Below are 25,772 nucleotides of genomic sequence, written 5' to 3'. Positions count from 1 at the left end.
AGTGGTGCCGTATAGTATATCGCTAAATGCGATTAATTTAAATGAACATTGATCTTTATCGTGGAGTCGATCTCAAAATTAAATTTATGAGTAATTGTTGTAAGAGTTTTTATGAAAAAATTTGTCATTAGTTTATCAACTGCTCAAGAGCGCCGTAAGCATATTGTAGCTGAATTTACAAAACAAGAAGTAGATTTTGAATTTTTTGATGCGATTACGCCTGTGAATATAGACATCGCGACATCTAAACTTGGCCTGGTCGGGTATACAACAGCTTTACACCAAAATGAAGTCGGTTGCTTGCTGAGCCATATGCTGTTATGGAAAAAAGCAATAGATGAGCAACTCGATTATATTGCAATATTTGAAGATGATATCTATTTAGGTGATCATGCAAAAGATTTTTTATTGGATGATGTATGGATTCCAAAAGAATGTTCTGTGATTAAGTTAGAGGTCTTTTATAAAAAAATTGGTGTAGCGTTAAAACAACATAATCTCTCGGCTCCCGATGCCCGTAAGCTATTGTTATTACGTGAAGCGCATATGGGATGTGGCGGATATATCATATCGCAAGATGTAGCAAAAAAATTGCTGAATTTTATTGTTGAATCGAAAGCATTAATCCCTGTGGATCATTTTTTGTTTAGAGAGTGCCCAGAGCTAGAAGTGTATCAGCTTAGCCCCGCATTGTGTATTCAGGATATGATATTGACGAATGGTAATACACAGTTTCCAAGTGCCTTGGAAGAAGTTAGAAATATTAGAAAAGGGAAGTATCTGAAAAAGAAAAAATTGAAATTTAGTGATAAATTGAAAAAAGAATGTTCAAGAGTTATTAGACAAATTCAAAAAATGATGATTAAGCTGGCAAAATTTAGACAAGGCATTCGGACTGTGAAAATAAAATTTCGTTGAAACTAATGTTTTAGCTGTTAATTTTTGAAGTTCTGTTTGGTGGACATGAATTTGCTTATTTATACAAATTCCTGCCACCCTCTAATTTCCTAAATCGTTTATAGCCCCATAAATACTGTTCAGGAGCAATACTAATCATTCGTTCCATTTCTTTATTCAAGGTATCGACTGAAAGCTGTAAATCTTTAGAATTAATATTTTGTGATAGTGCGGTAAAATGTAAATCAAAACCTGAGAAATCAGAGCGGCGAACACAAGTTAAACCCACGACGGAACATTGGGTTTTTGCAGCAAGCTTTGAAAGTAAAGTTGATGAAAATGCTTTTTGCCCATAAAACTCAGAATAAATACCGCCAGACTCTTTGGGGATATGGTCGGGAAGGATGGCAGTAAATCCACCTTGTTTTAAATGTTTAAATAAGGCCCGTACACCAGTATCATCAGTGGGTACTAATGTTGCATTTAAGCGTTGGCGAGACTCTAACATAAATCGATCTAAGTCTTTATCTCTACTTGGTTTATACATGATAACAGGATGAGTATGTTGGTTGATCCACGCATTCATGAGCTCCCATGCTCCAAAATGGGGTACCACACCAATACAGCCATTGGGATTCTTCAAGGCATTGAGAAAAATATCAGCATTATAAACCTCTTTAATTTGGGCTAAGGCGAATTCTGGAGAAGATCCCCAAATTTTAATTGACTCTGCATAAGTCATACATTGGCTTTTTAAACTGGCCTTAATCAGTTGATTGCGTTGTTGTTCATCAAGCTCGGGATACGCTGCTGTTAAATTCAATGCAGTGGTACGTTTTGCTGAAGAATTACTCATAAACAATAAATTCCCCACACCTCTAGCAATACTTTGTATCATCCCTAGAGGTAATCGAGAGAAAGTTTTAAGTAGCTTATACATTTAATTAATATTAGTCGCGATCAGCATTGCCTTTCAACACCAAATAAATTAGTGCTGAAATAATAAAGAAACCAGCAATAAAACTGCTCATGCTGAAATATAGAATACGTTGATAAGTATCTAAATTAAACAACTGATGGCTTAGGATATAACGCATAAATCCCCATTGAACCACTGAAAATACAATGATAATAATTGTATGACGAAGTACATTAGGTCGCATAGCCATAGGTTTTCACCTCAAAAGTTAACAGCGATAGTATGCCATTTATGAGAACTTATCTCAATTAGAACCTATCGAAATAAAATGCATATGAAAAACAGAAAACCCTGCATAAAGCAGGGTTTTTGATGAAACAATTAAAAATTATTTAGATTCTTCAGTTTTCGGTTTTTCGCGTAAACGAATACCCAAGTCACGCAATTGATTTGGTTCAACTGGTGCAGGTGCTTGAGTTAATGGACACTCAGCAGTTTTGGTTTTCGGGAAAGCAATCACGTCACGGATAGATGATGAACCTGTCATCAACATCACTAAACGGTCTAGACCGAATGCTAAACCACCATGAGGCGGTGCACCGAATTTTAAAGCATTTAATAAGAAACTGAATTTTTCTTCAGCTTCTTCTTCGCCAATACCTAAAGCTTCAAAAATTGCTTTTTGCATTTCTAAAGTGTAGATACGCAATGAACCACCACCGATTTCGGTACCATTCAATACCATATCGTAAGCAACAGAAAGTGCTGCACCAGGATTGCTTTTCACTTCTTCAACACTTGATTTTGGAAGTGTGAACGGGTGGTGAACAGATGTCCATTTACCATCATCAGTTTCTTCGAACATTGGGAAGTCTACGACCCAAAGTGGCGCCCACTCGGTTGTTGACATGTTCATGTCATGACCGATCTTGATACGTAAAGCACCCATTGCATCATTTACAACTTTGGCTTTATCTGCACCAAAGAATACGATGTCACCGTTTTCAGCACCAACACGCTTTAACAAATCAAGCACGATTGGTTCGATGAATTTAACGATTGGAGATTGAAGACCTTCGATGCCTTTTTCAAGTTCGTTGACTTTAATATAAGCTAAGCCTTTCGCCCCATAAATTCCAACGAATTTAGTGTATTCATCGATTTGGCTACGTGGCAATGAGCCTGCACCAGGTACACGAAGTGCCACAATACGACCTTTAGGATCTTTTGCTGGGCCTGCAAATACTTTGAACTCAACGTCTTGCATCATGTCCGCAACGTCTACAAGTTTCAAAGGAATACGTAAGTCTGGTTTGTCAGATGCATAATCACGCATTGCATCGGCATAAGTCATGCGCTGGAATTTGTCGAATTTCACACCAAGAAGTTCATTGAACATCTTAACGGTCATGCCTTCCATCAAATCCATAATATCGTCATCGTTTAAGAACGATGTTTCGATGTCGATTTGAGTAAATTCAGGTTGACGATCGGCACGTAAGTCTTCGTCACGGAAACATTTTGCGATTTGGTAATAACGATCTACACCACCAACCATCAACAATTGTTTAAACAATTGTGGTGATTGAGGGAGCGCATAAAAGCTACCATTTGAAACACGGCTAGGCACTAAATAGTCACGCGCACCTTCAGGTGTTGCACGTGTCAAAATGGGTGTTTCAACATCCAAGAAGCCGTTTTCATCTAAGTAGTTACGAATTAACGTGGTCACTTTAGAGCGGAAACGTAAGCGGTCAATCATTTCTGGACGACGAATATCGAGGAAACGATATTTCAGACGGATTTCTTCAGAAATATTGGCATTTTCATCATTCAATGGGAATGGTGGAGTTTCAGATGCAGCAAGAACTTCGATTTCTTTACCTAAAACTTCGATTTGACCACTCACCATATTGGCATTTTCGGTGCCTTCATAGCGACGACGTACACGTCCTACAATTTTTAATACATATTCTGAACGTGCTTTATCCGCAGTTGCAAATGCTTCTGGAGTATCAGGATCGATGACGACTTGAACGAGACCATCACGATCACGCATATCAAGGAAAATCACTCCACCGTGGTCACGACGACGATGTACCCAGCCACAAAGCGTTACAGTCTGGTCAATTTGAGCTTCGGTTAAAGAACCGCAATAATGAGTTCGCATCATAGCGTTAAAAATCCAACTATATGGGTTAAGGAAGCGAGTACGTAAACAGCGCATCGCCTAAAAATGTAATGTGAGATTATGCCTCTTTGAGAGGTGAGTCACAAGGACTTGGGGCAAAAACTACCACATTGCAGAATAAATTTAAGCTAATTCCGAGAAAGTTTAAGTGACTCAATCGGCAAATAGAGCATCATTAAAAATATTTTTTATAATTTAAATAATGAAATAGTAGACAGCCAAAAGTAAAACAAAGAACAGAAGCTTGAGTAAAGGTTTTCATAAAGAAACCAATCAGTACATACAAATCAGTGTCTTGAGGAGCTAATCCTGTGATTTTGGCAATGTAAACATAATAAATGCAACCGCTAAAAAAAGAGGTTGTAAATAAGGCTATACAGAATATTTGTATTTTAGGATTTCGTATTTGATTGACTTTATATTTAAAAAAGTAATGTAACCCCATCCACATTAAAAACGGTAAAGCCACAACAGAACAGCCGATTTGTAGGACTTTATGCATAGGATAAATACGATCAAACATACTGACAGGTTGGGCTAAAAACTCTTTAAAAGCGAAAGTTCGAAAATCTAAATGGGTTAAACCGTCCCAAATAATATGAGTTGCTGTACCTAAGATAATCGCCAACACTATCCAAATTAGAAATTGAAAAAAATTTGAAAAAGAAGCAATGTTTAATGGTTTTTGAATGGCTAAAAACTTAAATAATAATGGGCGATATAAACTATACCAAAGCAAGCAGAACAATAATCCCACCAATAAATCTGGATAGATGATTCCTTTGAATTGATGATTTAAATAAATTTCAGTTTTAACCAATACTCTATACAAATCTGGTGTCATTGTGCCAATTGCGAGTGCAGCAATCGGTAAGCGATTTCCTGAAAGTTTGGACAAAGGCGGCGCTAAAATAGCATGTGAAAGTGTGAAGGGCATTAGGATATTAAAAAGTTAAGCAATGGTTTTGATCTGATTCTATATAAAAAGCCAAAGAGCAAATGTTTTTTATTGCAAAAATATTGAAATGTTATAATATAACGTAATCCAAAAATACTGAGCTTTGAGAGCATCCCATGTCTTTTACCAAAAGCGCCCTAACACTTTCCATTTCTGCAGTTATTTCAACTTCTATTTGGGCGGAAGATCAAATCAATACTGAAAAAAATCCACAACAATTAGAGACCATTACAGTTGTTGGGCATCCCTTGGTCCGTTCAAGCCAAGATTTTGGTGTTGCAGATGAAACTGTTTCACGTGAAAAACTACAACAGGCTGGCACGACCTTAGGCGAAGCACTCAAAGATGAACTAGGGATTTATTCCAATACATTTGGGGCTGGCTCAAGTCGTCCTGTAATTCGTGGGCAAGAGGGTGCGCGGGTTAAAGTGACTCAGAATGCAACAGAAACCATGGATGTTTCAAGCTTGTCACCAGATCATGCTGTCACTGTAGATCCGCAACTTGCACAAAAAATTGAAGTTATTCGTGGACCATCAACATTATTATATGGGGCTGGGTCTGTGGGTGGCTTAGTCAATGTGGTTGACAGCAAGATTCCGACAGCGATGCCTGAAAATGGTTATGAAGGCAATGTTGGTCTGCGTTATAACACGGGCAACGATGAAAAAATGGCAAATGCTGGGGTGACTGTTGGATTAGGTTCAAATGTTGCATTACGTGTAGAAGGTTTAAAACGTGATGCCAATGATTACATTACCCCGAACTATATCGTAACAGAAGAACATGGTGATCATGCACATAGTACAAAAGAGCGTCGAGTTGGCAATACATTTTCAGAGTCTGAAAATGTAAATGTGGGCTTATCTTGGATCGGTGAACGTGGTTTTGCGGGTGTGTCTTATAGCAACCGCCAAGATCAATACGGTTTACCTGGACATAGTCATGAATATGAGTCATGCCATTTACATGGTTTATCACTCCACTGTGGTGGGCACGATGATGATCATGCAGGCCATGACCATGATGAAGGACATGGACATGGGCATGGTGAGGAAGAGCATGATCATGCTGAAGCAGGGCCATGGATTGATATGAAAACAGAACGTTATGATTTCCGTTCTGAGCTCAATGAACCTTTTGCTGGCTTTAAAAAACTTCGTGCACAAGCAAGTTATACCGACTATCAACATGATGAAATTGAAGGAAGTACAGCAATGACAACCTTCAAGAGCAAAGGTTATGAAGGTCGTGTTGAGTTGTTACACAATCCGATTGCTGCTTGGGAAGGCGTGTGGGGTGTTCAAGCCAGCCAGCAAAAATTAGATATCACAGGTGAAGAAGCGGTTCTTGCGCCAAATAAAACCCAAAAATATAGTGTATTTGGCTTAGAGCATCGCCAATTTGGTGATTTTCATGTGGAATTAGGGACTCGTTTTGATCATCAAACAGTGGATGTTGATTCAGCTCAAAAAGACTTTGATGGTAATGCATTCTCATATTCTGGTGCTGTGAATTGGGCATTTGCACCAAATTACACGCTCTCTTTAATGGGTTCTCATCAAGAGCGATTGCCTTTAGCACAAGAACTTTATGCTGATGGAAAGCATTATGCGACCAATACTTATGAATTGGGCAATCAAGACTTAAATAAAGAGAAGTCAAACAATGTGGAATTAGGTCTTCATTATGACAATGACAAGTTGAGCTATCATGTACATATCTATCAAAATTGGTTTGATAACTATATTTATGCCAAAACTTTGGATCAATACGAAAACTTCCGTTTGATCAAATACAGTCAAGATAAAGCCAAGTTCTACGGGACAGAAGGTGAAGTCGCTTATCAGTGGAATGATGTGTATAAAACCAGCCTGTTTGGTGACTATGTACGCGGTAAAATTGAAGATGAAAATGCACCACGTGTTCCTGCTGGTCGTTTAGGCGCTCGTGTAAATGCTGAGTTTGATGAGCGTTGGTCTGGTTTAGCAGAATATTCACATGTGTTTAACCAAGATAAATTTGCGTCTTATGAACAAGAAACCAAAGGTTATAACATGGTGAACCTAGGTGTTGCTTATCAATATCCTTTGGCCAACAAACAAGAAGCGAAAGTATTCTTTAAAGCCAACAACCTGTTGGACGAGAAGATTTATGAACACACTTCTTTCTTATCGAATATTCCACAAATTGGACGTAACTTTGTCATAGGTATGGACTATAAGTTCTAATTATTTGCAATCATTCACCAAATCGTTATTGAAAAATAAAGGAATTCGACCTAGGCTCTAAGGGTCTGCCAATACTTCATCTGTATTTGCGACAACGAGTGTTTTTTAGAGGATACAAGGCATGATCTATGAAATTTAGTGATCTAAATGAGTAGGTCATAACGATGTAGCATCAAAAAACACTCTAGTCCCTCAAGGGTTGTTGTTAAAATTATCTCAAACATCGTTATGAAACTTGAAAATAGTCTCGCTATTCTCTTCATTTCATGCCTCGTTTGCTCAATTTTAGCCGACAACGCAAGTTATATATGAAATGTTGATAGATCCTAAATTGGTCTAGGTCTTTTCTTATGCGTATCTTCAATAAAATTCAAAACAAACTGAATTGGTCAAAACGTCGCTATTTCGGCATTATTATCGGCATATTGGCCTTAGGATATCTCTCATCTGCGATTTATCATGTTTATAAACCGCTTCCTAAAGGGCTGAATTTTACCGGACCATTGCGTCATGCCAATGTAAAATTTATTGCCGATGAAACTTATATTGATGCGCAAGGGAAGCAGCAACTTGATCAACATATCTTTGATCAAGTGTTACAGCTGATTAAGCAAGCCAAGACCACCATTGTGATCGATATGTTTCTATTTAACAGTGAAGTCGGCGATTCTAAAGTTCAGCAACGAGAATTAACCAAGCAATTAACCCAAGCCTTGATTAATGAAAAAATTGTAAACCCAAGCTTAGAAATTAAGTTTATTACCGATCCTATCAATTCTGTTTATGGTGGAATTCAGCCTGAACAATATCGTCAATTACGTTTAGGCGGTATTGATGTGATTGAAACGAATTTAACACCACTCCGCGCATCTAATCCTACTTGGTCTGGAATATGGTATTTATGTTGTCAGGATATTGGCAATAATCCAAATAAAGGCTGGCTGAATAATCCATTTGGTAAAGAAAAAATTACAGTCCGTAGTTATTTAAATTTATTTAATTTTAAAGCCAATCATCGTAAAACCATCGTGGTCGATACAGCGGAAGGTTGGAAAACCATCGTCACATCCGCCAATCCTCATGATGGTAGTTCACGTCACTCTAACATTGCATTAATGGTTGACGGGGCAACTGCAACAGATATTTTAAATACTGAACAAACCGTCGCGCATATGTCGGGAGGAGATACGCCTTTTGTTGCCTTTGGCAAACTACCTGAAAATCCGAATGATCCTCAGGTTCAAGTACTCACTGAAAAAGCAATTTATGATGCAGTCTTAAACATGTTGGCGTCAGCAAAAGCCAATGATCAAATTGATTTAGCCATGTTTTATTTGTCAGAGCGCCAAATTATTAAAGGTTTAGTTGCTGCCAAGCAACGTGGAGTGAAATTACGTATCTTGCTTGATCCCAATAAAGATGCATTTGGTCGTCAAAAAAATGGTATCCCAAACCGTCAAGTGGCTTCAGAGTTAAATGACGCAGGAATTGATGTGCGTTGGTGTAATACCCAAGGTGAGCAGTGCCATAGTAAGATGATCGTAAAGCATAATGCGCAATCTGCGGAAATGATTTTAGGTTCTGCCAACTTTACCGCACGTAATTTAAAAAATTATAATTTGGAAACTGATTTACGCGTGGTTGGCAATCCACAACAACAAGTCTTTATCGATGCTGAACAGTATTTTAATACGGCTTGGTCAAACTTAAATGGTCGTCAAATGAGTGTGGATTACAGCAAATACGCTGATGAGTCAAAACTTAAATACGGGGTTTACCATTTTATGGAATGGAGTGGTTTGTCGACGTTTTAGTATTTATTTTGCCTAGATTCCTTTATCAATGAGGGAGTCTAGGTGGATAAGAAAAAGATAAGCAGAGTTAGAGTAAATGATTGAAACAATAAAAATATACTTAAATATTTATCAGCAGTTGATAGAAAAGTTTATTGAAAAAGAACAATTATCGATTCAGCAAAAAGATTTAATTTTTAAATCGTTAGCCACTCAGGTTGACATTGACATGCTCTCTAAGTTTGAAACACTCAATCAAGTTGAAATACCAATTGAATATAAAAGATTTTTAACTGAAATTGGTAATGGTACAGGGGATACCTGGGAAAGTGCTGGGATAGGACCTGATCTGGGAATTTTAAAAGTAATATTCCATAAGGACCAATGTCTAATTTTGGGGGATATTTTAATTGACCTGCAAACACCATTTCCATTTGTCGATGCATATAATTTGGAAAATTGGGAGGAACTTGCTGAGCAGTTTAACCAGTGGTTAGAAAAGTATAATACTGAATTTAGAGATAAATTATTTCAGCGCATCGAACCAACAACCGAAGAGTTTGAAAGATTTATTCAGCATCATGGTGAAAATCCACGTGATCAGTATTATGAAAACTTTGAGCTCAATGGGATTTTGCCTATTTGTGGAATTGGTTGTGGTGAATATTATTTTTTAGTCATTACTGGACCATCAAAAGGTGAGATATGGATCGATTCTCGAGATCTATGGGGTGGGATTGCGCCTATATTGGATGAGAGTGGAAGTAGACAAAAATTTGATAGTTGGTATTTCAATTGGTTGAAAGCAGAAGTACTGCATTTGCAAAATAAATTAAAAATATAAGTGAGTAAGAAGCTCAAGTCGATATTTGAGCTTCTTACCGCATAATTCTAAATTTTTGAGATTCATGTAGATTGAATTACTGCGGATTTGGTGGAACTAACTCATCCAAATCTTTATTTGAAATATGATCTAACGCATGTAAATCAGTTTTGATTTTCCATTGGCTTTCATCATCTACAGGTTTTGGGAGACGTGCCTCTAACCAGTCACACACCACATCAGGTGAAAAATCTGCATGGTTACATTGAATCACCCAAGCTAAAAATTGTTTCGCCTCACCATTCATATACGGAGGAGGAGATACGGGTAAAAACTGAGTCGGAAGACGTTCATTTTTAGAAATATAATTTAAAACGTGACCAAGTTCTTGCACAGTTTGCCAGGCTAAAGGGTGGTCAATATTGATTTGAAATTTAAACCACCATGCTTGTTTGCCATCTGAACCATAGCTATCAATAAATGCTTCTTGCACACTTGGGATTTTGCAAAAAAATTGATGTAAACGGTCAAAGCTCAGTTCAGCCACAATACAGCACTCATTAGATTAAAATTATATTTTATCAGATTGATGTCAGAATTTACTTAAGTTGATGTATAAACAATAAAGAAGATTAAATTTTGACTGCAATTCATCCATTATTTATCTTGAATGATATATTAAGCTGTTGTGTATACGTTCAAGTTTGGAGGTTGAAATGAAACAGATACTCAGTTTAAGTGTCTTGATGTTGATGCTTTCAGCAACTTCAACAATGACATGGGCAGACGCTAAAGATTGGGCGAATTATCGCAGTGTTGAGCGGCCTCAAAAGAAATATCCAACAACGACCTATAAATATACAGATCAATATGGCCGCCAAATGTCACAGGAGATTCCTGTTCGACCTCAATACCAGCATTCCTCAACGTACCCAAGTTATCCAAATAGGCCCTATCCGCATCCAAATGCCCCATATCCAAGTTACCCACCACAAAATGGTGTGACGATTATTTATAATCACCAGTTTCCAACTCAGACTGAGTATTCCGGTACTAGCTATGGTTATGTAAATGGAGAGGGCGGTCATATAGAAAGCTCACAATACACCTTAATTAGTGATTGGCGCCGTTATGGTTTACCTGATCCTCAGGTTGGTATGCATTGGATTTTCCAAAATGGTCGTTATTTACAAGTGCCTAATAATCGTTGAACATGATTTAAAAACGTCATTATGATCAATATGAATGCATACAAGAGTTTTAACATATTAAAAAGCCCCTTCTCCTTGTTGTTTTGCGCTCCAATAAAGTATTGTTTTGATTTTGCTTAGGAAGAAGGGCTTAGGTTTAGATTAAGAGGAGAGGGGGCAGACTAAGCCAACTCATCGTCTTCTGGTCGCGGTGTTTTACCGTGTGGTAATGATTTTTCAGTGTGCTTATCACGAATAACAGAAGGATATGTCCAAGAAGCATATCTCACTATCAAAATTGCAATGGCTAAGATTAAAACTGACCCTGTGATAATCACTAAATCCATATCGGCTTTATGGTCATGCTGAATATCTGAAATTAGTAATCGCGTGAGTGCGGTGATTGCGATATAGATTAAGAAACGTACAGGCATGTGATTGGTCTTAAAATAGATCCCCACCATTGCGCCTAATTCCAAATAGATGAATAACAACAAAATATCATCAATACTGGCGTATTGTTTCATGGTTAAAATTTCAATAATTGTATGTACCGCTGACCAAGCGATCATACAGCCAATGATAAACAACGCAATATAATGAAATGCTTCTACTGCAATATTGCCCAATTTATCGAGGAGGTTTTCTATTTTTTCTATACGTGGATCTTTATTCATAACATCCTCCATTTGCGTGTGTTCTTTATCATTAAACACTATGCAAATTTCATGCACATGAAAAGTGAAGTAAAATGTTTATGGCGAATAAATAACAACTATTTAATTAAGAAATTGATCATTTCACCTGATTAGTCTATAGATAGATTATTTTCAATACAATTAAAGGAATAACAATGTATTTGTACCGACCAATTGGACTTTTTGAATATCAATTGATTGAAAAGAGTGGCTTTAAAAATTTCCCACCAAGATTGTATTGGCAACCTATTTTCTATCCTGTTTTAAATCAGAAGTATGCTGAAAAAATTGCTTTAGATTGGAATACCAAAGATCAAGCAAGTGGTTATATTGGCTATGTCACACGGTTTGAATTGAATGATGAGTATCTGGCTCAGTTTGAAGTACATACGGTTGGTGATGATTTTTGTCAGGAGTTATGGATCCCAGCTGAGCGACTAGACGAGTTTAATCAGCAAATTATAGGGGAAATTGAAGTGGTTAATATTTTTAAAGGTGAAGCTTTTACTGAAAATGCTGAATTACCTGAAATATTTAAAACCAGCCCAGATGGCTCGAAAGAGTATTAGGAAAAAATATGTATCTTCCTACTCATTTTAAACAAGAGAATCTCACTGAACTTTTCGATTTAATTGAACAGAATCCATTGGGATGTTTGATGGTTAATTATGACGGTGAAATTGAAGCGAATCATATTCCTTTTGAATTGGATCGTTCAGCTGGCAAGTCTGGATTGTTACGTGGACATATCGCCAAAGCCAATCCTTTATTTAACTTGTTAGAACAGGTTGAATCGGCTTATGTGATTTTCCATGCTGAGCAAAGTTATATTTCACCGAGTTGGTATCCAGGAAAATTTGAGCATCATCGGGAAGTACCGACATGGAATTATCGTGTTGTGCATGTGAAGGGAACAATTCGAAAAATAGATGATGAAAAATATTTGCGGGGTATTTTGGCGCGATTGACACGTCAGCATGAAGCACCACAGATTGTACCTTGGAAAATGGGGGATGCGCCGAATGATTATATCGAAGAGCAATTAGAAAAAATTGTGGCGATTGAGATCGAAATAGATTCAATCTTAGGAAAATTTAAAGTCAGTCAAAATCGCAGTGCTGTGGATGCCACAAGTGCAGCAAATGCTTTGCAAACCCAAAATTCAGAGATGGCTGAATCAATTCGGAAGTTTTATCCAAAGTAAGATTTTTTGATGCAACTTGATTTATATTGCGGTCAACTTTTATAGCCACACGATATAATTTTTCTTAATTAATATTTTTAATTAAATCAACTGTATGGAAAAATAAAATTGTTTGAGTATAAAAAGCTTGCAATGTCACATCTTATAACCAAAGTTTAAATTGCTTTGCGTAGGCGATGCCAAACCTTGCGCTGCAAACAAAGCAGTGCTTTGTTTTTGCTCATGGGCGAGGGGTACGTCCTGTACCCCCACCCAACAGCGACATCCATGTCGCTCCACGGTAGGATAATCATCTAGGATTCAAAAGTACAAAATTGAATTGATAATCAACAGTTTCTAAAAGTTGATACAAAAACGTAAATTTCATTTCTGATCAATGACTTGATAGAAATTACTTGTATGAATAATTAGGTGGTTTGACTATAGAACAGTAAATTTTCTAAAAAAAAAGCATTAGTTGTAAATAAAAAAACGCCCGAATGATCGGGCGTTTTAATGTCTTATTTCAGTTGATGATGAAATTAAGCCTGATTCGTAAAATAATCTTCGCTGAAATTCATAATAACTTCTGCCCCTGCTTTGATTTTAGCAACACGTGCATTTAAATCAGGCAAGAGGCGTTGGATGAAGTAATGAGTCAATGCAAGTTTGTCTTGGTAGAATTGACCTTGCTTATTTTTTGCAGCATTGGCAATACGAGCAAACATATAAGAGAAGCTTAATAACCCAACGACATGTAAATACTCTACTGCCGCAGCATTTGCGAAATCAGCATTTTCTTTAGCCCGTTCTAAAATATGCTGCGTAATCATATCTACTTCAGTTGCAATATCTAAAGTCGCATCTTTAATGAAGTTTAAGTCTGTATCTAGACCATTGGCAAAATCACGGATTTCTTCAATATATTCAGCAATGAATTCACCATTACATTTAATTGTTTTACGACCAATTAAATCTTGTGACTGAACGCCATTGGTGCCTTCATAGATTTGTGCAATACGTAAGTCACGAACACATTGTTCCATGCCCCATTCACGAATATAGCCATGGCCACCAAACACCATTTGCGCGTCAATCGTGGCATTAAAAGCTGTATCCGTTAAATAGGCTTTAGCAATTGGTGTTAATAACGCAACACGATTATTTGCCTTCGCTACAGCTTCAGGATCGGTTGAAAATTTAGTAATGTCAAGTTGTTGACCAACGTAAACAGCAAATGCACGAGAAGCTTCATTGTTGGCACGCGCATTGAGCAACATACGACGTACATCACCATGTACAAGGATGCTGTCAGCAGGTTTATTTGGTGATTTAACACCTGTTGCACTACGACCTTGTACACGATCAGTCGCATATTGTGCTGCATTTTGGTATGCATATTCAGAAGCACCTAGGCCCTGAATACCCATCGACAAACGTTCGTAATTCATCATCACGAACATCGCTGCTAGTCCTTCATTTTCTTTACCAACAAGGAAGCCTTTGGCTGCATCAAAGTTCATGACACATGTTGCAGACGCTTTGATTCCCATTTTGTGTTCAATTGAACCAGGACCCGCTGTATTACGTTCGCCCAATGAACCATCAGCATTAACAAGGAATTTAGGCACGATAAAGAGTGAGATCCCGCGTGAACCCGCAGGTGCATCAGGTGTTTTTGCTAAAACAAGGTGAATGATGTTGTCAGCAAGATCATGGTCACCACCAGTGATGAAGATTTTAGTACCAGTAATGTTGTACGTACCATCTTGGTTGCGTTCAGCTTTAGTTTTGATAATCCCTAAATCTGTACCTGCATGAGGTTCAGTTAAACACATCGTTCCAGACCATTCACCTGAATAGATTTTAGGTAAATAGGTTTCTTTCTGCTCTTGAGATGCATAGCTGTTTAACGCCATACCAGCACCGACAGAGAGAAGCGGGTAGAGCATGAATGATGGATTGGTAGCAAATAACATTTCATCTGCAAGTACAGTCAGCATTTTTGGCATTGCCTGGCCGCCCCATTCCTCTTCAGCACCTAGGCCAATCCAACCGCCTTCAGCATATTGTTGGAATGCTTCTTTAAAACCAGCAGGTGTCGTGACTTTGCCATTTTCATAATGAGCACCTTCTTCATCACCTGTACGGTTTAAAGGAAGCGTAACATTTTGTGCAAATTTAGCCATTTCTTCTAAAATTGCTTCAGCCGTTGCCGCATCAACATGTGCAAGCTTTTCGTTGGCTTGCCAGAATTGCTCTGCATTGAAAACGTCATTCAGAATGAATTTCATATCTGCAAGTGGCGCATTATAAATTGGCATGTTCGTTCACCTGTTTATTGTTTGAATCTGTAGACTTAGATCAGTTTAACCAACAAACATGTATGTTGTTAGATGGTCTAAGTAAATAACGCTCTATTTATAAAGAAAAAGGACTGCCAAAGCTATGACCGTCCTTTCTCTATTTCTGCACTCTTGAGTACAGTTTTTTAAATGCCTAACTCGACATTCTAATTAGAATGCAAAGTCTTCTGCGTCTAATGACATCAATGGATCTAAGCCACCCGCGATCACGTCAACATGTGAGCGAACACGTGGTAAGATTTTCTTGAAGTAGAAACGCGCAGTCTTAATTTTTGCATTATAGAAGCCAGTTTCAGTAGAACCTTCAGCAAGCTTTTGTTGTGCAACAAGCGCCATGCGAGCCCATAAGAATGCAAGTGTTACATAACCAGAGAAGTATAGGTAGTCAACCGCAGCTGCGCCAACTTCATCCGGGTTTTGCATTGCTTTCATACCGATTTGCATGGTTAAATCACCCCACTCTTTGTTTAGAGCAGCAAGTGGTTCAACAAATTCTTTCAGTTCAGCATTGTCTTTGTTTGCTTCAGCAAATTTATGGATGATCTTGGTGAAGTCTTTCAACATTGCACCTTGCGTACCCAATACTTTACGGCCTAACAAATCAAGTGCTTGGATTTCAGTTGTACCTTCGTATAAGCAAGAGATACGTGTATCACGTACAATTTGCTCCATACCATGTTCAGAAATAAAGCCGTGACCACCAAATACTTGTACACCGTGTTTCGCTGATTCAGAACCTGTTTCAGTTAAGAACGCTTTTGCAATTGGTGTTAATAATGACAAGATGTTGTCAGCAAATTTACGATCTTCTTCAGTGACACCTTGCTCTACGATATCTGCATATTGAGATAAGAAGTAAACCAATGCACGACCACCTTCAGCAAATGCCTTTTGCGTCATCAACATGTTACGTACAGCTGGGTGAACAATGATTGGATCAGCTTCTTTCTCTGGTGCTTTAGGACCAGAAAGTGAACGCATTGCTAAACGATCTTTCGCATATGCAAGTGCGCCTTGGAAAGATGATTCAGATGCTGTTAAACCTTGAACAGCAGTACCAATACGTGCAGTGTTCATAAAGGTAAACATTGCATGTAAACCACGGTTTTCAGGTCCAATCAAGAAACCTTTTGCGTTATCAAAATTGATCACACACGTTGCGTTACCGTGGATACCCATTTTGTGTTCAATTGAACCACAACGAACTGCATTACGGTCTGCAATAGAACCATCTGCATTTACATTGAACTTAGGTACGATGAATAACGAGATACCTTTAGTACCTTTAGGAGCACCTGGTAAACGCGCCAAGACGATGTGAACGATGTTCTCCGCCATATCGTGTTCACCAGCAGAGATAAAGATTTTCTCGCCAGAGATTGCATAGCTACCATCTGCTTGTGGCTCAGCTTTAGAGCGGATAATTCCTAAGTCAGAACCTGCATGAGATTCTGTTAAGCACATAGTACCAGTCCACTCACCTGAAACAAGTTTAGGTAAATATGTTGCTTTTTGCTCAGCAGAACCATGATGCTCAATCGTACGAACCGCACCATGTGAAAGACCTGGGTACATACCCCACGCCCAGTTTGCCGCACCCACCATTTCAGAAATAGCTGTTGCTAAAGAACCAGGTAAACCTTGACCGCCATGCTCTTCTGGAACTGAAAGAGAAGGGAAGCCTAATTCTACATATTTGTCATAGGCTGCTTTAAAGCCTGTAGGTGTGGTGACTACACCATCATTCCATTTACAGCCTTCACTGTCACCGATTTGGTTAAGTGGAGATAATTCATTTTCACAGAAATCCGCGCCAGCTTCTAAATATTGATCAATCAATTCACGGCTTACGGTTTCTTGGAATGCAGGGAGTTTCGCGTAATGTTCTTCAGCATTTAATAACTCATGCAAAACGAAGTGCATATCACGTAAGGGTGCTTTGTATTGTGGCATATCGGTTTCCTCAATACTGGTTAAACCAGATTTATAATCTTCATAAATACGACGTGTGTCTTCTATGACACATATTTGTTCCGCTACATCGTGCAACATCTTATAGTGACGTACAAGTATTTCATGGTTAATTCTCTGTGACTGTAAAGTCAAAGAAAAAAGGCTTGAAAGCTGTAAGTATATTGAGTGTAAACACTTTTCATTGAAAAATAAGGATACAAATAGTCAAAATCGTAAAAACTTGTGTCCAATAAAATGCCAGTCAAAATATGCCTCTCAATGATTTAAACCAATAGACGAATTGCATGTTTTGTTGATGGTGATATTTTTATGGCAATCATTGACTCCAAAGCTGATCCACAATGTCTTCTACCGAATATTCAAAGTATCGTCCTGCTTGATCTTTATTACGTTGAAACAATTGATGTTTAAATGCTTTAAAATTGAGTTTTAAAAAGTTATAAAAATACCCGCCTGAGAAAATGGTACGGAGGTAAAAAGCATTGATGAAATCATTTGCGTGTTGAGTATTAAAATCTGAGCTTTTAATCCGCTGGACAATTTCAGTAAGTTCTTGTTTTGAAATATTGTGGATGATTTTAGGCTCAGGTAGGCAAATATCAAAGCTTAAATTTTCAATACCTTCGGCTTCCCACCACTCCCAAAGTTCATATTGAGAAATGTCTTTACTGGTAATTTCTGTAAGTGTTTCACTGAGTTTTTGATATTCAAGCGAATCTTCATCACCAAACTCATCGCAATAGTCTATGTAATTGGTAATCAATTCGAACACAGTTGGATAAAGTTGTTGTGCTGTTTCAAAATCGGGTTCTATTTCTGTACGAAGTTTATTCATCGTTTACTATGTTTAAATGATCAAAAAGTTTTAATGATGCTATCAATAAGCGACAAGAAAAGCATAATTTCTAAAATGAAGTCGAGAAATGAGAAATTAAAGTTTTAAGCCCATTTTTACCAATTTATTTTATTCTTTCAGCAATTTACCTCTCTCTCCAAGATGATCTTCTAAATAAAAACAGTCGTTTATTTTTACTGGGAAGAGGAGGGTAAATTGGATGATTCAAACGGGTAGGCTAATTAAACTCGCCCACGGAGCGCTCTTTTGCCCAGTCACGTAAGATAAATTTTTGCAATTTACCTGTCGATGTTTTTGGAATCTCACAAATCACTACACTTTTAGGGACTTTAAAGCGTGCCAAATGCTGTTTACAGAATTCAATCACCTCTTCAGGTGTGGTCTCTGCACCTTGTTTAAGTTCTATAAAGGCACAAGGAACTTCTTGCCAACGCGGATCGGGTTGCGCAACCACTGCCGCTGTCATAATTGCAGGATGAGTATAAAGAACCTCTTCAACCTCTAAAGATGAGATATTTTCACCACCTGAAATAATGATGTCTTTTGAACGGTCCATAATTTTTGCATAACCATCAGGTTGGCAAACCGCTAAATCACCGGTATGAAACCAGCCACCTTTAAAGACTTCTTCTGTGGCTTTAGTATTTTTTAAATAGCCTTTCATGACGATGTTGCCACGGAACATGATTTCTCCCATGGTCTTGCCGTCATTAGGCACAGGTTGCATCGTTTCAGCATCCAACACACGCATACCATCTTGTAATGGATAAGGTACACCTTGGCGCGAGTGTAGTTGAGCTTGTTCTTGAATAGACAGTTCACTCCAACCTGCTTGAGAGGCACATAATGCAGAAGGGCCATAAGTTTCAGTGAGACCATAGACATGATTGACTTGAATGCCGATATGATGCATTCCTTCAATAATTGCCGCAGGCGGTGCAGCCCCAGCCACCATTACTTCTACATGATGTTTAAATTTAATTTGTTGCTCTTTTGGAGTGTTGATCAACATTGAAAGGACAATCGGTGCACCACAGAAATAGTCAACTTTGTATTGATCAATGAGTTGATAAACCAACTTAGGATCAATTTTACGTAAACAGATATTGGTACCGCCATTGGCGGCAACAGTCCAAGCAAAACACCACCCATTGCAATGGAATAGCGGAAGTGTCCATAAATATTTACAACGTGGCGTCATACCGCAGGCAATGATATTACTGGCAGCATTGATATAAGCACCACGATGGTGATAAACCACTCCTTTTGGATTGCCTGTGGTCCCTGAGGTATAATTTAGACTAATCGCATCCCATTCATCCTGAGGTAAATGCCACTCAAAATCTGCATTGCCACCTTTTAGCCATTCCTCATATTCAATTTGACCAATACGCGCTGTAGCCTCATTATTTTCGTATTCCTCATCTGCAACATCAATGATATAGATTTGTTGATCAATAAGCGCTACAGCTTCTTTAGCTAAAGCCGCAAACTCTGGATCAACCAATAGGACTTTGGTTTCAGCATGTTCTAACATAAATGCAATGGTTTTGGCATCTAAACGAGTATTGAGGGTATTTAAAACAGCGCCAGCCATGGGTACTGCAAAATGTGCTTCGACCATCGCAGGAATATTGGGTAAAAGAACAGAAACAGTATCGTTTTTTTGAATCCCAAGATTTTGTAATTGATGGGCAAATTGACGACAACGGGTATAGGTATCACGCCAAGAGATATGACGAGCGCCATGTACAATCGCATCTTGATTTGGATAAATGTAGGCTGCACGTTCTAGATAACGTAAAGGTGATAATGCTACAAAGTTTGCAGGGGTACGTGGTAATTGATCATAGGCACTAACCATGTTTAGCTCCATCTATATTTGTTCTAATTTCCGTGTTTAAAAGATATGCATAAGCCTATAAGAATTCATTTAGGCTTTAGTCGAGTATTTCAGCTAAATATGCATCGTTAGACATCTTTACCATTGTTTAAATATTTTGTAATATTTAATTTATTGAATTAAATTAATATTTTGGACATTTGATGTAAATATTAATCCTGATTTTATTCAGAATCTTATTTAAAATCTCATCATTTAAATACGAATAACTGAACCCATCAGTTTCGCTTTTTTGTATTCCGTTGGCGAAGATCCAGTCCATTTTTTAAATGCACGACGAAATTCCCTTAACTCACTAAAACCAAGATTGAAACTGATTTCACTAATCGATTGATTTTCTTCAATCCACTGTTTGGCTTTTTTTTCTAACACCAGTTGCTTTAATAACTGAAAATTTAGCCCCTCATTGAGTAGTAAACGCCGTAAATGACGTTCGCTAAAATGAAAATATTGCGCTGCTAGTTGCATATCAAAGCGTTCAGGTAGATGGCTTTCAATCAAATGTGCTAATACCTTTGCCAAACTGTGCTGATTCATTTGATCAAATTGTTTTAAAGCTTGATCACAAATCAGAATTGCGCTTTGATAATTGACAGGGCTATAGTTTTTGAGTCTTCTCGACAAGAGTGTTTTGTTAAATCTGATAATATTTTTAGTCGATTTAAAATAAATTGGGCAATTGAAAATTCTTTTATAATCATTGAGGTATGCTGAATGATCGTAGCTAAGTTCCAGACTCACCAACTCATAGCTATCGTCTAGCATCATATTGACACAGGTAATAATACTGGCAAATACTTCATCACAGAAAAATGCTTTTAGCTCACCACAGTTACTTCGCTCAGAAAGTTCAATTTCACAATAATCATCAACAAGATTGACGGTTAAATCTAAGACACTACCTGAAATGGGATGATAGTGCAGTGCGGTCTCCAATGCTTCAGCTACTGTTTTGCAGGCTTGCATGGCAAAGCCTAAAATACCAATTGAAATCTGACCTTCACTACTGCCCAGCAATAAACCTAAATTTTGTTGCTGAGTATCTTTAACTGCGAGATGAATAACCTCACATAGTTCTGAAAAACCAACAAAACCATGCCCTTGGCGAATTTTTTCCAAATCTAAATTTTGTGCTGTAAACCAAATGTCATATTGCCAGTGTCGTTGTTCGGCATAATGAATCAAACTCGTCAATATCATTGGTGGAATATAAAATTGAGAATTGGCAATTTCCTTTTGCTGCAAGCTCATAAAGTCCGCTTCGCCCCCCATATTATTGTTGCTTTTACCCTAGTTGGTATCGCATATTTTTGATTAAGATTCAATCTACTTCTCGTGTTCGCTGATATAAAAAAGATAAAGGATGATCGCATATGTTTTTGGTGGGGTGGGATAAGCAAGAAATAAACATTCAGCCGCAAGGTTATGCCATGTTTGGTTATGGTATGTGGTCGCATCGTGCTTATGAAAAGCGTACAGCTTTGTTTGCTCGATCATTTAGTATTCGTAGTTTAGCTTTAGAACAGCCGATTATTTTTTGTTGTCTAGATTTTGGTTGTATTACATATGCGATAAGAAGCGGCGTTGTTGAGCGCTTAAAGCAAAAATTTACAGACCAATTTAATGAACAGCATTTGGTATTGATGGCAACGCATACTCACTCTGGGCCAGGCGGTTGTGCGTATGAAGCGTTATATAATATGCCGACTCCGGGTTTTGTAGCAGAGCATCTCGAAACTGTGGTTAATGCGGTCATGCTCAGTATTTCCAATGCTATAGGCACAGAGAAAGAAACTGAAATTCGTTATCAATGTTGTCAATTTCCTCACGATATTCCTGTGGCATGGAATAGATCCTTACAGGCTTATAATCGTAACCCAGATGTGATTCAAAGAACCGAAGCAGAAACTCATCTCGCCTTAAACCGTGAAATGCAATTAATAGGTTTTTATCGGGACGATCAATTATGTTCTTTTATTTCATTATTTGGGGTGCATGCAACATGTTTGAGTAGCCAACTCAAAGCACATGATGGTGATAATAAAGGCTATGCTTCGGCATTAAGTGAGCAATACTTATTAACACAAGGCATTCAACAACCTGTTGCAATTTTTGCACAAGCAACAGCAGGTGATGTATCGCCACATTTTCATGGTCCTAAACAAGATGCGATTCGCAAGAAAGTTAAGGGTGAAAAAGAATATCAATATGCTGAGCAAAATGGGCGTTTTCAAAGTGAAATTGCGCTTAAAGCACTGACTACACCGATTGAAAAAAATACCAACATAGTAATGGAAGCATGTTTACTCCAAGGTGGTATCGATGCTGTTTTATCCTATGTAGATCTGAGTCAAGTTGATGTGCCAAGTGAATTTAGTCAGGGAATCCAAGGGGCTAAAACCAGTGCAGCTTGTCATGGTGTCGGCTTCTTTGGGGGAACGCCTATAGATGGTAAGGGGACACCTAAAGCGATTCTTAAAGTGATGTCTTTACTGGCTAAGCGAGTACGTAAGCAACGTTTAGTAAACTCGAATTCTCCACATTACAGCAAATATAAAGCACTCTATGACTCACAATTCCCGAAAGAGATTGTTTTAGAAAGTCCTGACAATCAGTTGTTGGGTCAACATTTAGATTTTCCCCCAAGTATTTTTGATCCTTTAATTGCAGAAATGAATCGCCAAGTCAAAGCTGGTGCCATTCAAGATAGCCCACTGGTTCCGAGTGTTATTCCGCTACAGATAATCCAAATTGGTCAATTGGCCTTGATTTGTTGCCCCGGAGAAATAACTACAACAGCAGGGCAACGAGTGATTCAGACTGTGACAAAACAGTTTGCAATCTATCGGGGTATTTCAAAGGTTGGTTTGGTGTCTTATTGCAATGATTATATGGGCTATATCACCACCAATGAAGAATATCAGCAACAAGCTTATGAAGGTGCACATACCTTATATGGCCAATGGACACATGCTGCAATTCAGTACAAATTTTGGCAATTAGCAGCGCAGTTAAATCTAGATAAATCTCAACGCGAATATGATCAAGTCACACGCCCATCAACGATTCCACTACACGAAATAGAAAAAAGAACAAATCACGGCAATTTAAAAACTGCTGTACGCTAAAGGATGAGCATTATGAATCAGTTGATTAATCAAGCACCAAACAAGCACAAATCAAATCAGCAAAAATGGAACAATTGGTCGGGCTATCAACAGTCTCACCCTGAGCTGATTTTAAAGCCTGATAGTCTTGACGAGTTAAAACACATTGTCGAAACCCAAGCAAAGATTCGGGTGGTGGGAGCAGGTCATTCATTTACACCTTTGGTGTGTACTGATGCAACATTGCTGTCTTTGGATGGTCTTTCTGGTGTGGATCAAGTCAATACTGAATTTGCTCAAGCCAGTATTTGGGCGGGAACACGATTATTTAATTTAGGGCAATATTTAGAACCGATGCAACAGTCATTAATGCAACAGGGTGATATTGACCAGCAAAGTTTAGCTGGTGCTGTTTCAACAGGAACCCATGGTACTGGCATAGGCTTATATTGCATTTCCGGTTATGTACAAGCATTTGAATTACTCACAGCATCAGGAGAAACACTTCATTGTAATCACCATGAAAATCCAGATATTTTTGCTGCAGGACGAGTGTCTTTAGGGAGTTTAGGGATTTTGACTAAAATCACCATGCAAAATAAACCACGTTATAAACTCAAAGAGCAAGTTAGACTGTGCGCGGTCCAAGACTTTATTCAAAATATTGACCAATGGAAAGCACAATATCGGCATATTGAGTGTTTTGCATTTTCTCATGCAGATAAGTTGATTTTAAAAACCTTAGATATTACTGAAGATGAGATTCAACCAAGAACTGAATCATGGCCATCTGAAGATACGTTATTAACCTTATGTTGCGAGTTAACCAAATCTTTTCCGGCATTGAATCCAAAACTACAAAAGCTCTTAGGCGTTTTTATTAAGCCAAGCACATTTGTTGATTGGTCAGGCAAGATTTTCCCGACACCGCGTGAAACGAAATTTAATGAAATGGAATATCAGGTTCCAGTTGAATTGGGTGTGGAATGTTTGCAAGCTGTTCTAGCAGCGCTAAAAAACTCAAAAATACAAACCTTTTTCCCTGTGGAGTTTCGATTTGTCAAAGGTGATGATATTTGGTTGAGTCCGTTTTATCAGCGGGACTCTATTTCCATCTCAGTACACCAATATCATAAGCAAGCACCTAGACAATTATTTGATGAAGTTGAGTCGATTTTGCAACATTATCAGGGACGACCACATTGGGGGAAAATGCATAGTATGACAGCAACACAACTTCAGACCTTATACCCTAAGTGGGATGCCTTTATGCAGTTGCGAGAACGACTTGATCCAAGCGGAAAGTTTTTAAATCCTTATTTAGAAAAGCTATTCTTATCTGAATAATGGATAAAATTAAGTGAATGGGTAAAACTAAAATAGACCATAAAGGTAGACTATGAACAACTTTTTTGAGCAATTAAATCGTGATTTAAAACAGTCAAATGGTGCATTACCTCGATTAATTGTTGATGATCAGGCGCTTGAACAAAATCTACAGTACGTTGCCAAAAAGCTTAAATACGCTAGCCATTTGCAACCACGCCTCGTGGTAAAGTCTTTGGCATGCTTAGCATTATTAAAAAACATTAGTCTAAAGCTTTCGACTCAACGATTTATGCTATTTCACATGCCACAGCTTTCCCCCATCCTTGAGAACTTTTCGGATGCAGATGTATTGTTTGGGAAACCGATGCCTGTGAGTATAGTTCAGCATTTTTATGCGATGAATCACAATTGCAGACAAGCCGATATACAATGGTTAATTGATTCTAAAGCACGTTTATTACAATATCTTGATGTTGCAAAACAGTTTAGTTTAAAGCTTAAAATCAATATTGAAATTGATGTGGGTTTACATCGCGGTGGTGTTCGTTCTGATTTTGCACTGATCGAAATATTAAGATTGATTGAGCAACATCCTGAGTATTTAGCACTTGCTGGCTTGATGGGGTATGATGCTCATGTGACGAAGCTGCCTTCAGTGATTAAAAAGATTGATGTTGCCTATCGAGAGTCACAAGACATTTATCAAAATTATAAAAATATTATTCAACAGCAATTTCCACATTTATGGCGAGCTAATCTTTGTTTTAACGGTGGCGGTAGCCCTACATTTTACCTCCACGTGGAGCAAAGTGTCTGTAATGATCTTTCTTTTGGCTCTATGTTACTCAAACCAAGTGACTTTGACAGTGATGGTTTAAGTGTTTTACAAGCTGCACTATGGATTTCAACCCCTGTTTTAAAAGTGCTGCCATTTACCCAGTTACCTGGATTAGCCGTTTTAGATAAATTACCACATAGCTCTAAAGCCTTATTTGTGTATGGTGGATATTGGATGGCCCATTATGTTTATCCGCGGGGGATTCATCCGCATGCACTTTATGGGCGAAGTACCAATCAAGAAATGGTTAATGTGCCTAAAAATACTGAAATAGCTGTTGATGATTTTGTATTTTTAAGACCCACGCAAAGCGAAGCGATTATTCCTCAATTTCATAAATTATATTGTTATAAAAATCGAGATTTTGAAGCGTGGGAAACCTTTAGAGAGTAATTTGCTAAAAAGGGAGAGTCGATGGATAATCAAAAGTACAATTTAAATCAGAATAAAGAATAATTTTAAGACAAAGGTTTATAAATATGCTGTAAAGGTGTAAAATTTGACACACTTTTATTT

21 protein-coding genes are annotated in these 25,772 nt (G+C 37.9%); 10 read left to right on the top strand and 11 right to left on the bottom strand.

Translation table 11 applies throughout. The annotated features are described in order from the left end of the window. The first annotated feature begins 111 nt into the window (after positions 1 to 111). A complete protein-coding gene (locus tag AC4CVF_RS15470) occupies positions 112 to 918 on the top strand; it encodes a glycosyltransferase family 25 protein (RefSeq protein ID WP_336953401.1) in 807 nt (268 codons plus the stop codon). A 55-nt stretch (positions 919 to 973) separates the two neighbouring features. On the opposite strand, the gene AC4CVF_RS15465 is transcribed toward AC4CVF_RS15470, so the two are convergent. From AC4CVF_RS15465 to AC4CVF_RS15450, 4 genes are all read right to left on the bottom strand, one after another. After that, positions 974 to 1,837, bottom strand: a complete 864-nt coding sequence (locus tag AC4CVF_RS15465; RefSeq protein ID WP_490789683.1) for a lysophospholipid acyltransferase family protein — start codon at positions 1,835 to 1,837, stop codon at positions 974 to 976. Positions 1,838 to 1,847: 10 nt separating this feature from the next. Next, positions 1,848 to 2,066: a hypothetical protein gene (locus AC4CVF_RS15460; protein WP_004723114.1), complete on the bottom strand. Its 219-nt coding sequence runs from the start codon at positions 2,064 to 2,066 to the stop codon at positions 1,848 to 1,850. 138 nt (positions 2,067 to 2,204) lie between these two features. Continuing rightward, on the bottom strand, positions 2,205 to 3,989 hold the full coding sequence (gene aspS / locus AC4CVF_RS15455) for an aspartate--tRNA ligase (protein ID WP_490773624.1): 1,785 nt from the start codon (positions 3,987 to 3,989) through the stop codon (positions 2,205 to 2,207). Positions 3,990 to 4,182: 193 nt separating this feature from the next. Further along, on the bottom strand, positions 4,183 to 4,944 hold the full coding sequence (locus AC4CVF_RS15450) for a DUF4184 family protein (RefSeq protein ID WP_336953398.1): 762 nt from the start codon (positions 4,942 to 4,944) through the stop codon (positions 4,183 to 4,185). Positions 4,945 to 5,081: 137 nt separating this feature from the next. Between AC4CVF_RS15450 and znuD the strand changes: the two genes are divergently transcribed. The 3 genes from znuD (at position 5,082) to AC4CVF_RS15435 (ending at position 9,833) form a co-directional block, all read left to right on the top strand. Continuing rightward, positions 5,082 to 7,196 carry a zinc piracy TonB-dependent receptor ZnuD gene (gene znuD / locus AC4CVF_RS15445; protein ID WP_490789682.1) on the top strand — a complete coding sequence of 705 codons (2,115 nt, stop codon included), beginning with the start codon at positions 5,082 to 5,084 and terminating at the stop codon, positions 7,194 to 7,196. Between the two features lie 350 nt (positions 7,197 to 7,546). Beyond that, positions 7,547 to 9,010 (top strand): phospholipase D family protein, encoded by a 1,464-nt coding sequence (locus AC4CVF_RS15440; RefSeq protein WP_336953396.1) that lies wholly within the window; start codon positions 7,547 to 7,549, stop codon positions 9,008 to 9,010. 76 nt (positions 9,011 to 9,086) lie between these two features. Then, a complete protein-coding gene (locus AC4CVF_RS15435) occupies positions 9,087 to 9,833 on the top strand; it encodes a hypothetical protein (protein WP_419328088.1) in 747 nt (248 codons plus the stop codon). A 76-nt stretch (positions 9,834 to 9,909) separates the two neighbouring features. Here AC4CVF_RS15435 and AC4CVF_RS15430 read toward each other — a convergent pair whose 3' ends face one another. Beyond that, positions 9,910 to 10,359: a hypothetical protein gene (locus AC4CVF_RS15430; RefSeq protein ID WP_490789681.1), complete on the bottom strand. Its 450-nt coding sequence runs from the start codon at positions 10,357 to 10,359 to the stop codon at positions 9,910 to 9,912. A 169-nt stretch (positions 10,360 to 10,528) separates the two neighbouring features. Between AC4CVF_RS15430 and AC4CVF_RS15425 the strand changes: the two genes are divergently transcribed. Beyond that, on the top strand, positions 10,529 to 11,023 hold the full coding sequence (locus AC4CVF_RS15425; protein ID WP_336953393.1) for an RcnB family protein: 495 nt from the start codon (positions 10,529 to 10,531) through the stop codon (positions 11,021 to 11,023). A 161-nt stretch (positions 11,024 to 11,184) separates the two neighbouring features. Here the strand turns inward: AC4CVF_RS15425 and AC4CVF_RS15420 are convergent, their stop codons facing one another. Further along, a complete protein-coding gene (locus AC4CVF_RS15420; RefSeq protein WP_336953392.1) occupies positions 11,185 to 11,679 on the bottom strand; it encodes a phosphate-starvation-inducible protein PsiE in 495 nt (164 codons plus the stop codon). Positions 11,680 to 11,855: 176 nt separating this feature from the next. On the opposite strand from AC4CVF_RS15420, the gene AC4CVF_RS15415 reads away from it, so the two are divergent. After that, on the top strand, positions 11,856 to 12,269 hold the full coding sequence (locus AC4CVF_RS15415) for an ADP-ribosylation/crystallin J1 (RefSeq protein WP_336953391.1): 414 nt from the start codon (positions 11,856 to 11,858) through the stop codon (positions 12,267 to 12,269). 8 nt (positions 12,270 to 12,277) lie between these two features. After that, positions 12,278 to 12,904: an FMN-binding negative transcriptional regulator gene (locus AC4CVF_RS15410; protein WP_490789680.1), complete on the top strand. Its 627-nt coding sequence runs from the start codon at positions 12,278 to 12,280 to the stop codon at positions 12,902 to 12,904. Positions 12,905 to 13,425: 521 nt separating this feature from the next. Here AC4CVF_RS15410 and AC4CVF_RS15405 read toward each other — a convergent pair. The 5 genes from AC4CVF_RS15405 to AC4CVF_RS15385 form a co-directional block, all read right to left on the bottom strand. Beyond that, positions 13,426 to 15,207: an acyl-CoA dehydrogenase C-terminal domain-containing protein gene (locus tag AC4CVF_RS15405; RefSeq protein WP_336953389.1), complete on the bottom strand. Its 1,782-nt coding sequence runs from the start codon at positions 15,205 to 15,207 to the stop codon at positions 13,426 to 13,428. Positions 15,208 to 15,399: 192 nt separating this feature from the next. After that, positions 15,400 to 17,202 (bottom strand): acyl-CoA dehydrogenase C-terminal domain-containing protein, encoded by a 1,803-nt coding sequence (locus AC4CVF_RS15400; RefSeq protein WP_336953453.1) that lies wholly within the window; start codon positions 17,200 to 17,202, stop codon positions 15,400 to 15,402. Between the two features lie 337 nt (positions 17,203 to 17,539). Then, positions 17,540 to 18,058, bottom strand: coding sequence for a hypothetical protein (locus tag AC4CVF_RS15395; RefSeq protein WP_490789679.1), 519 nt, complete (start codon positions 18,056 to 18,058; stop codon positions 17,540 to 17,542). A 238-nt stretch (positions 18,059 to 18,296) separates the two neighbouring features. Further along, positions 18,297 to 19,943, bottom strand: coding sequence for an acyl-CoA synthetase (locus AC4CVF_RS15390; protein WP_490789678.1), 1,647 nt, complete (start codon positions 19,941 to 19,943; stop codon positions 18,297 to 18,299). Between the two features lie 234 nt (positions 19,944 to 20,177). Next, positions 20,178 to 21,233, bottom strand: a complete 1,056-nt coding sequence (locus AC4CVF_RS15385; RefSeq protein WP_336953386.1) for an AraC family transcriptional regulator — start codon at positions 21,231 to 21,233, stop codon at positions 20,178 to 20,180. 122 nt (positions 21,234 to 21,355) lie between these two features. Between AC4CVF_RS15385 and AC4CVF_RS15380 the strand changes: the two genes are divergently transcribed. The 3 genes from AC4CVF_RS15380 to AC4CVF_RS15370 are packed head-to-tail and all read left to right on the top strand — an operon-like array spanning position 21,356 to position 25,649. After that, positions 21,356 to 23,110, top strand: coding sequence for a neutral/alkaline non-lysosomal ceramidase N-terminal domain-containing protein (locus AC4CVF_RS15380; RefSeq protein ID WP_490789677.1), 1,755 nt, complete (start codon positions 21,356 to 21,358; stop codon positions 23,108 to 23,110). 12 nt (positions 23,111 to 23,122) lie between these two features. Continuing rightward, a complete protein-coding gene (locus AC4CVF_RS15375) occupies positions 23,123 to 24,436 on the top strand; it encodes a D-arabinono-1,4-lactone oxidase (protein ID WP_419328081.1) in 1,314 nt (437 codons plus the stop codon). Between the two features lie 52 nt (positions 24,437 to 24,488). Next, positions 24,489 to 25,649 (top strand): alanine racemase, encoded by a 1,161-nt coding sequence (locus tag AC4CVF_RS15370; RefSeq protein WP_490789676.1) that lies wholly within the window; start codon positions 24,489 to 24,491, stop codon positions 25,647 to 25,649. Positions 25,650 to 25,772 lie beyond the last annotated feature (123 nt).

The sequence above is a fragment of the Acinetobacter sp. LipI_19 genome (assembly GCF_058242925.1).
This window is presented reverse-complemented; position numbering and strand designations above follow the sequence as displayed.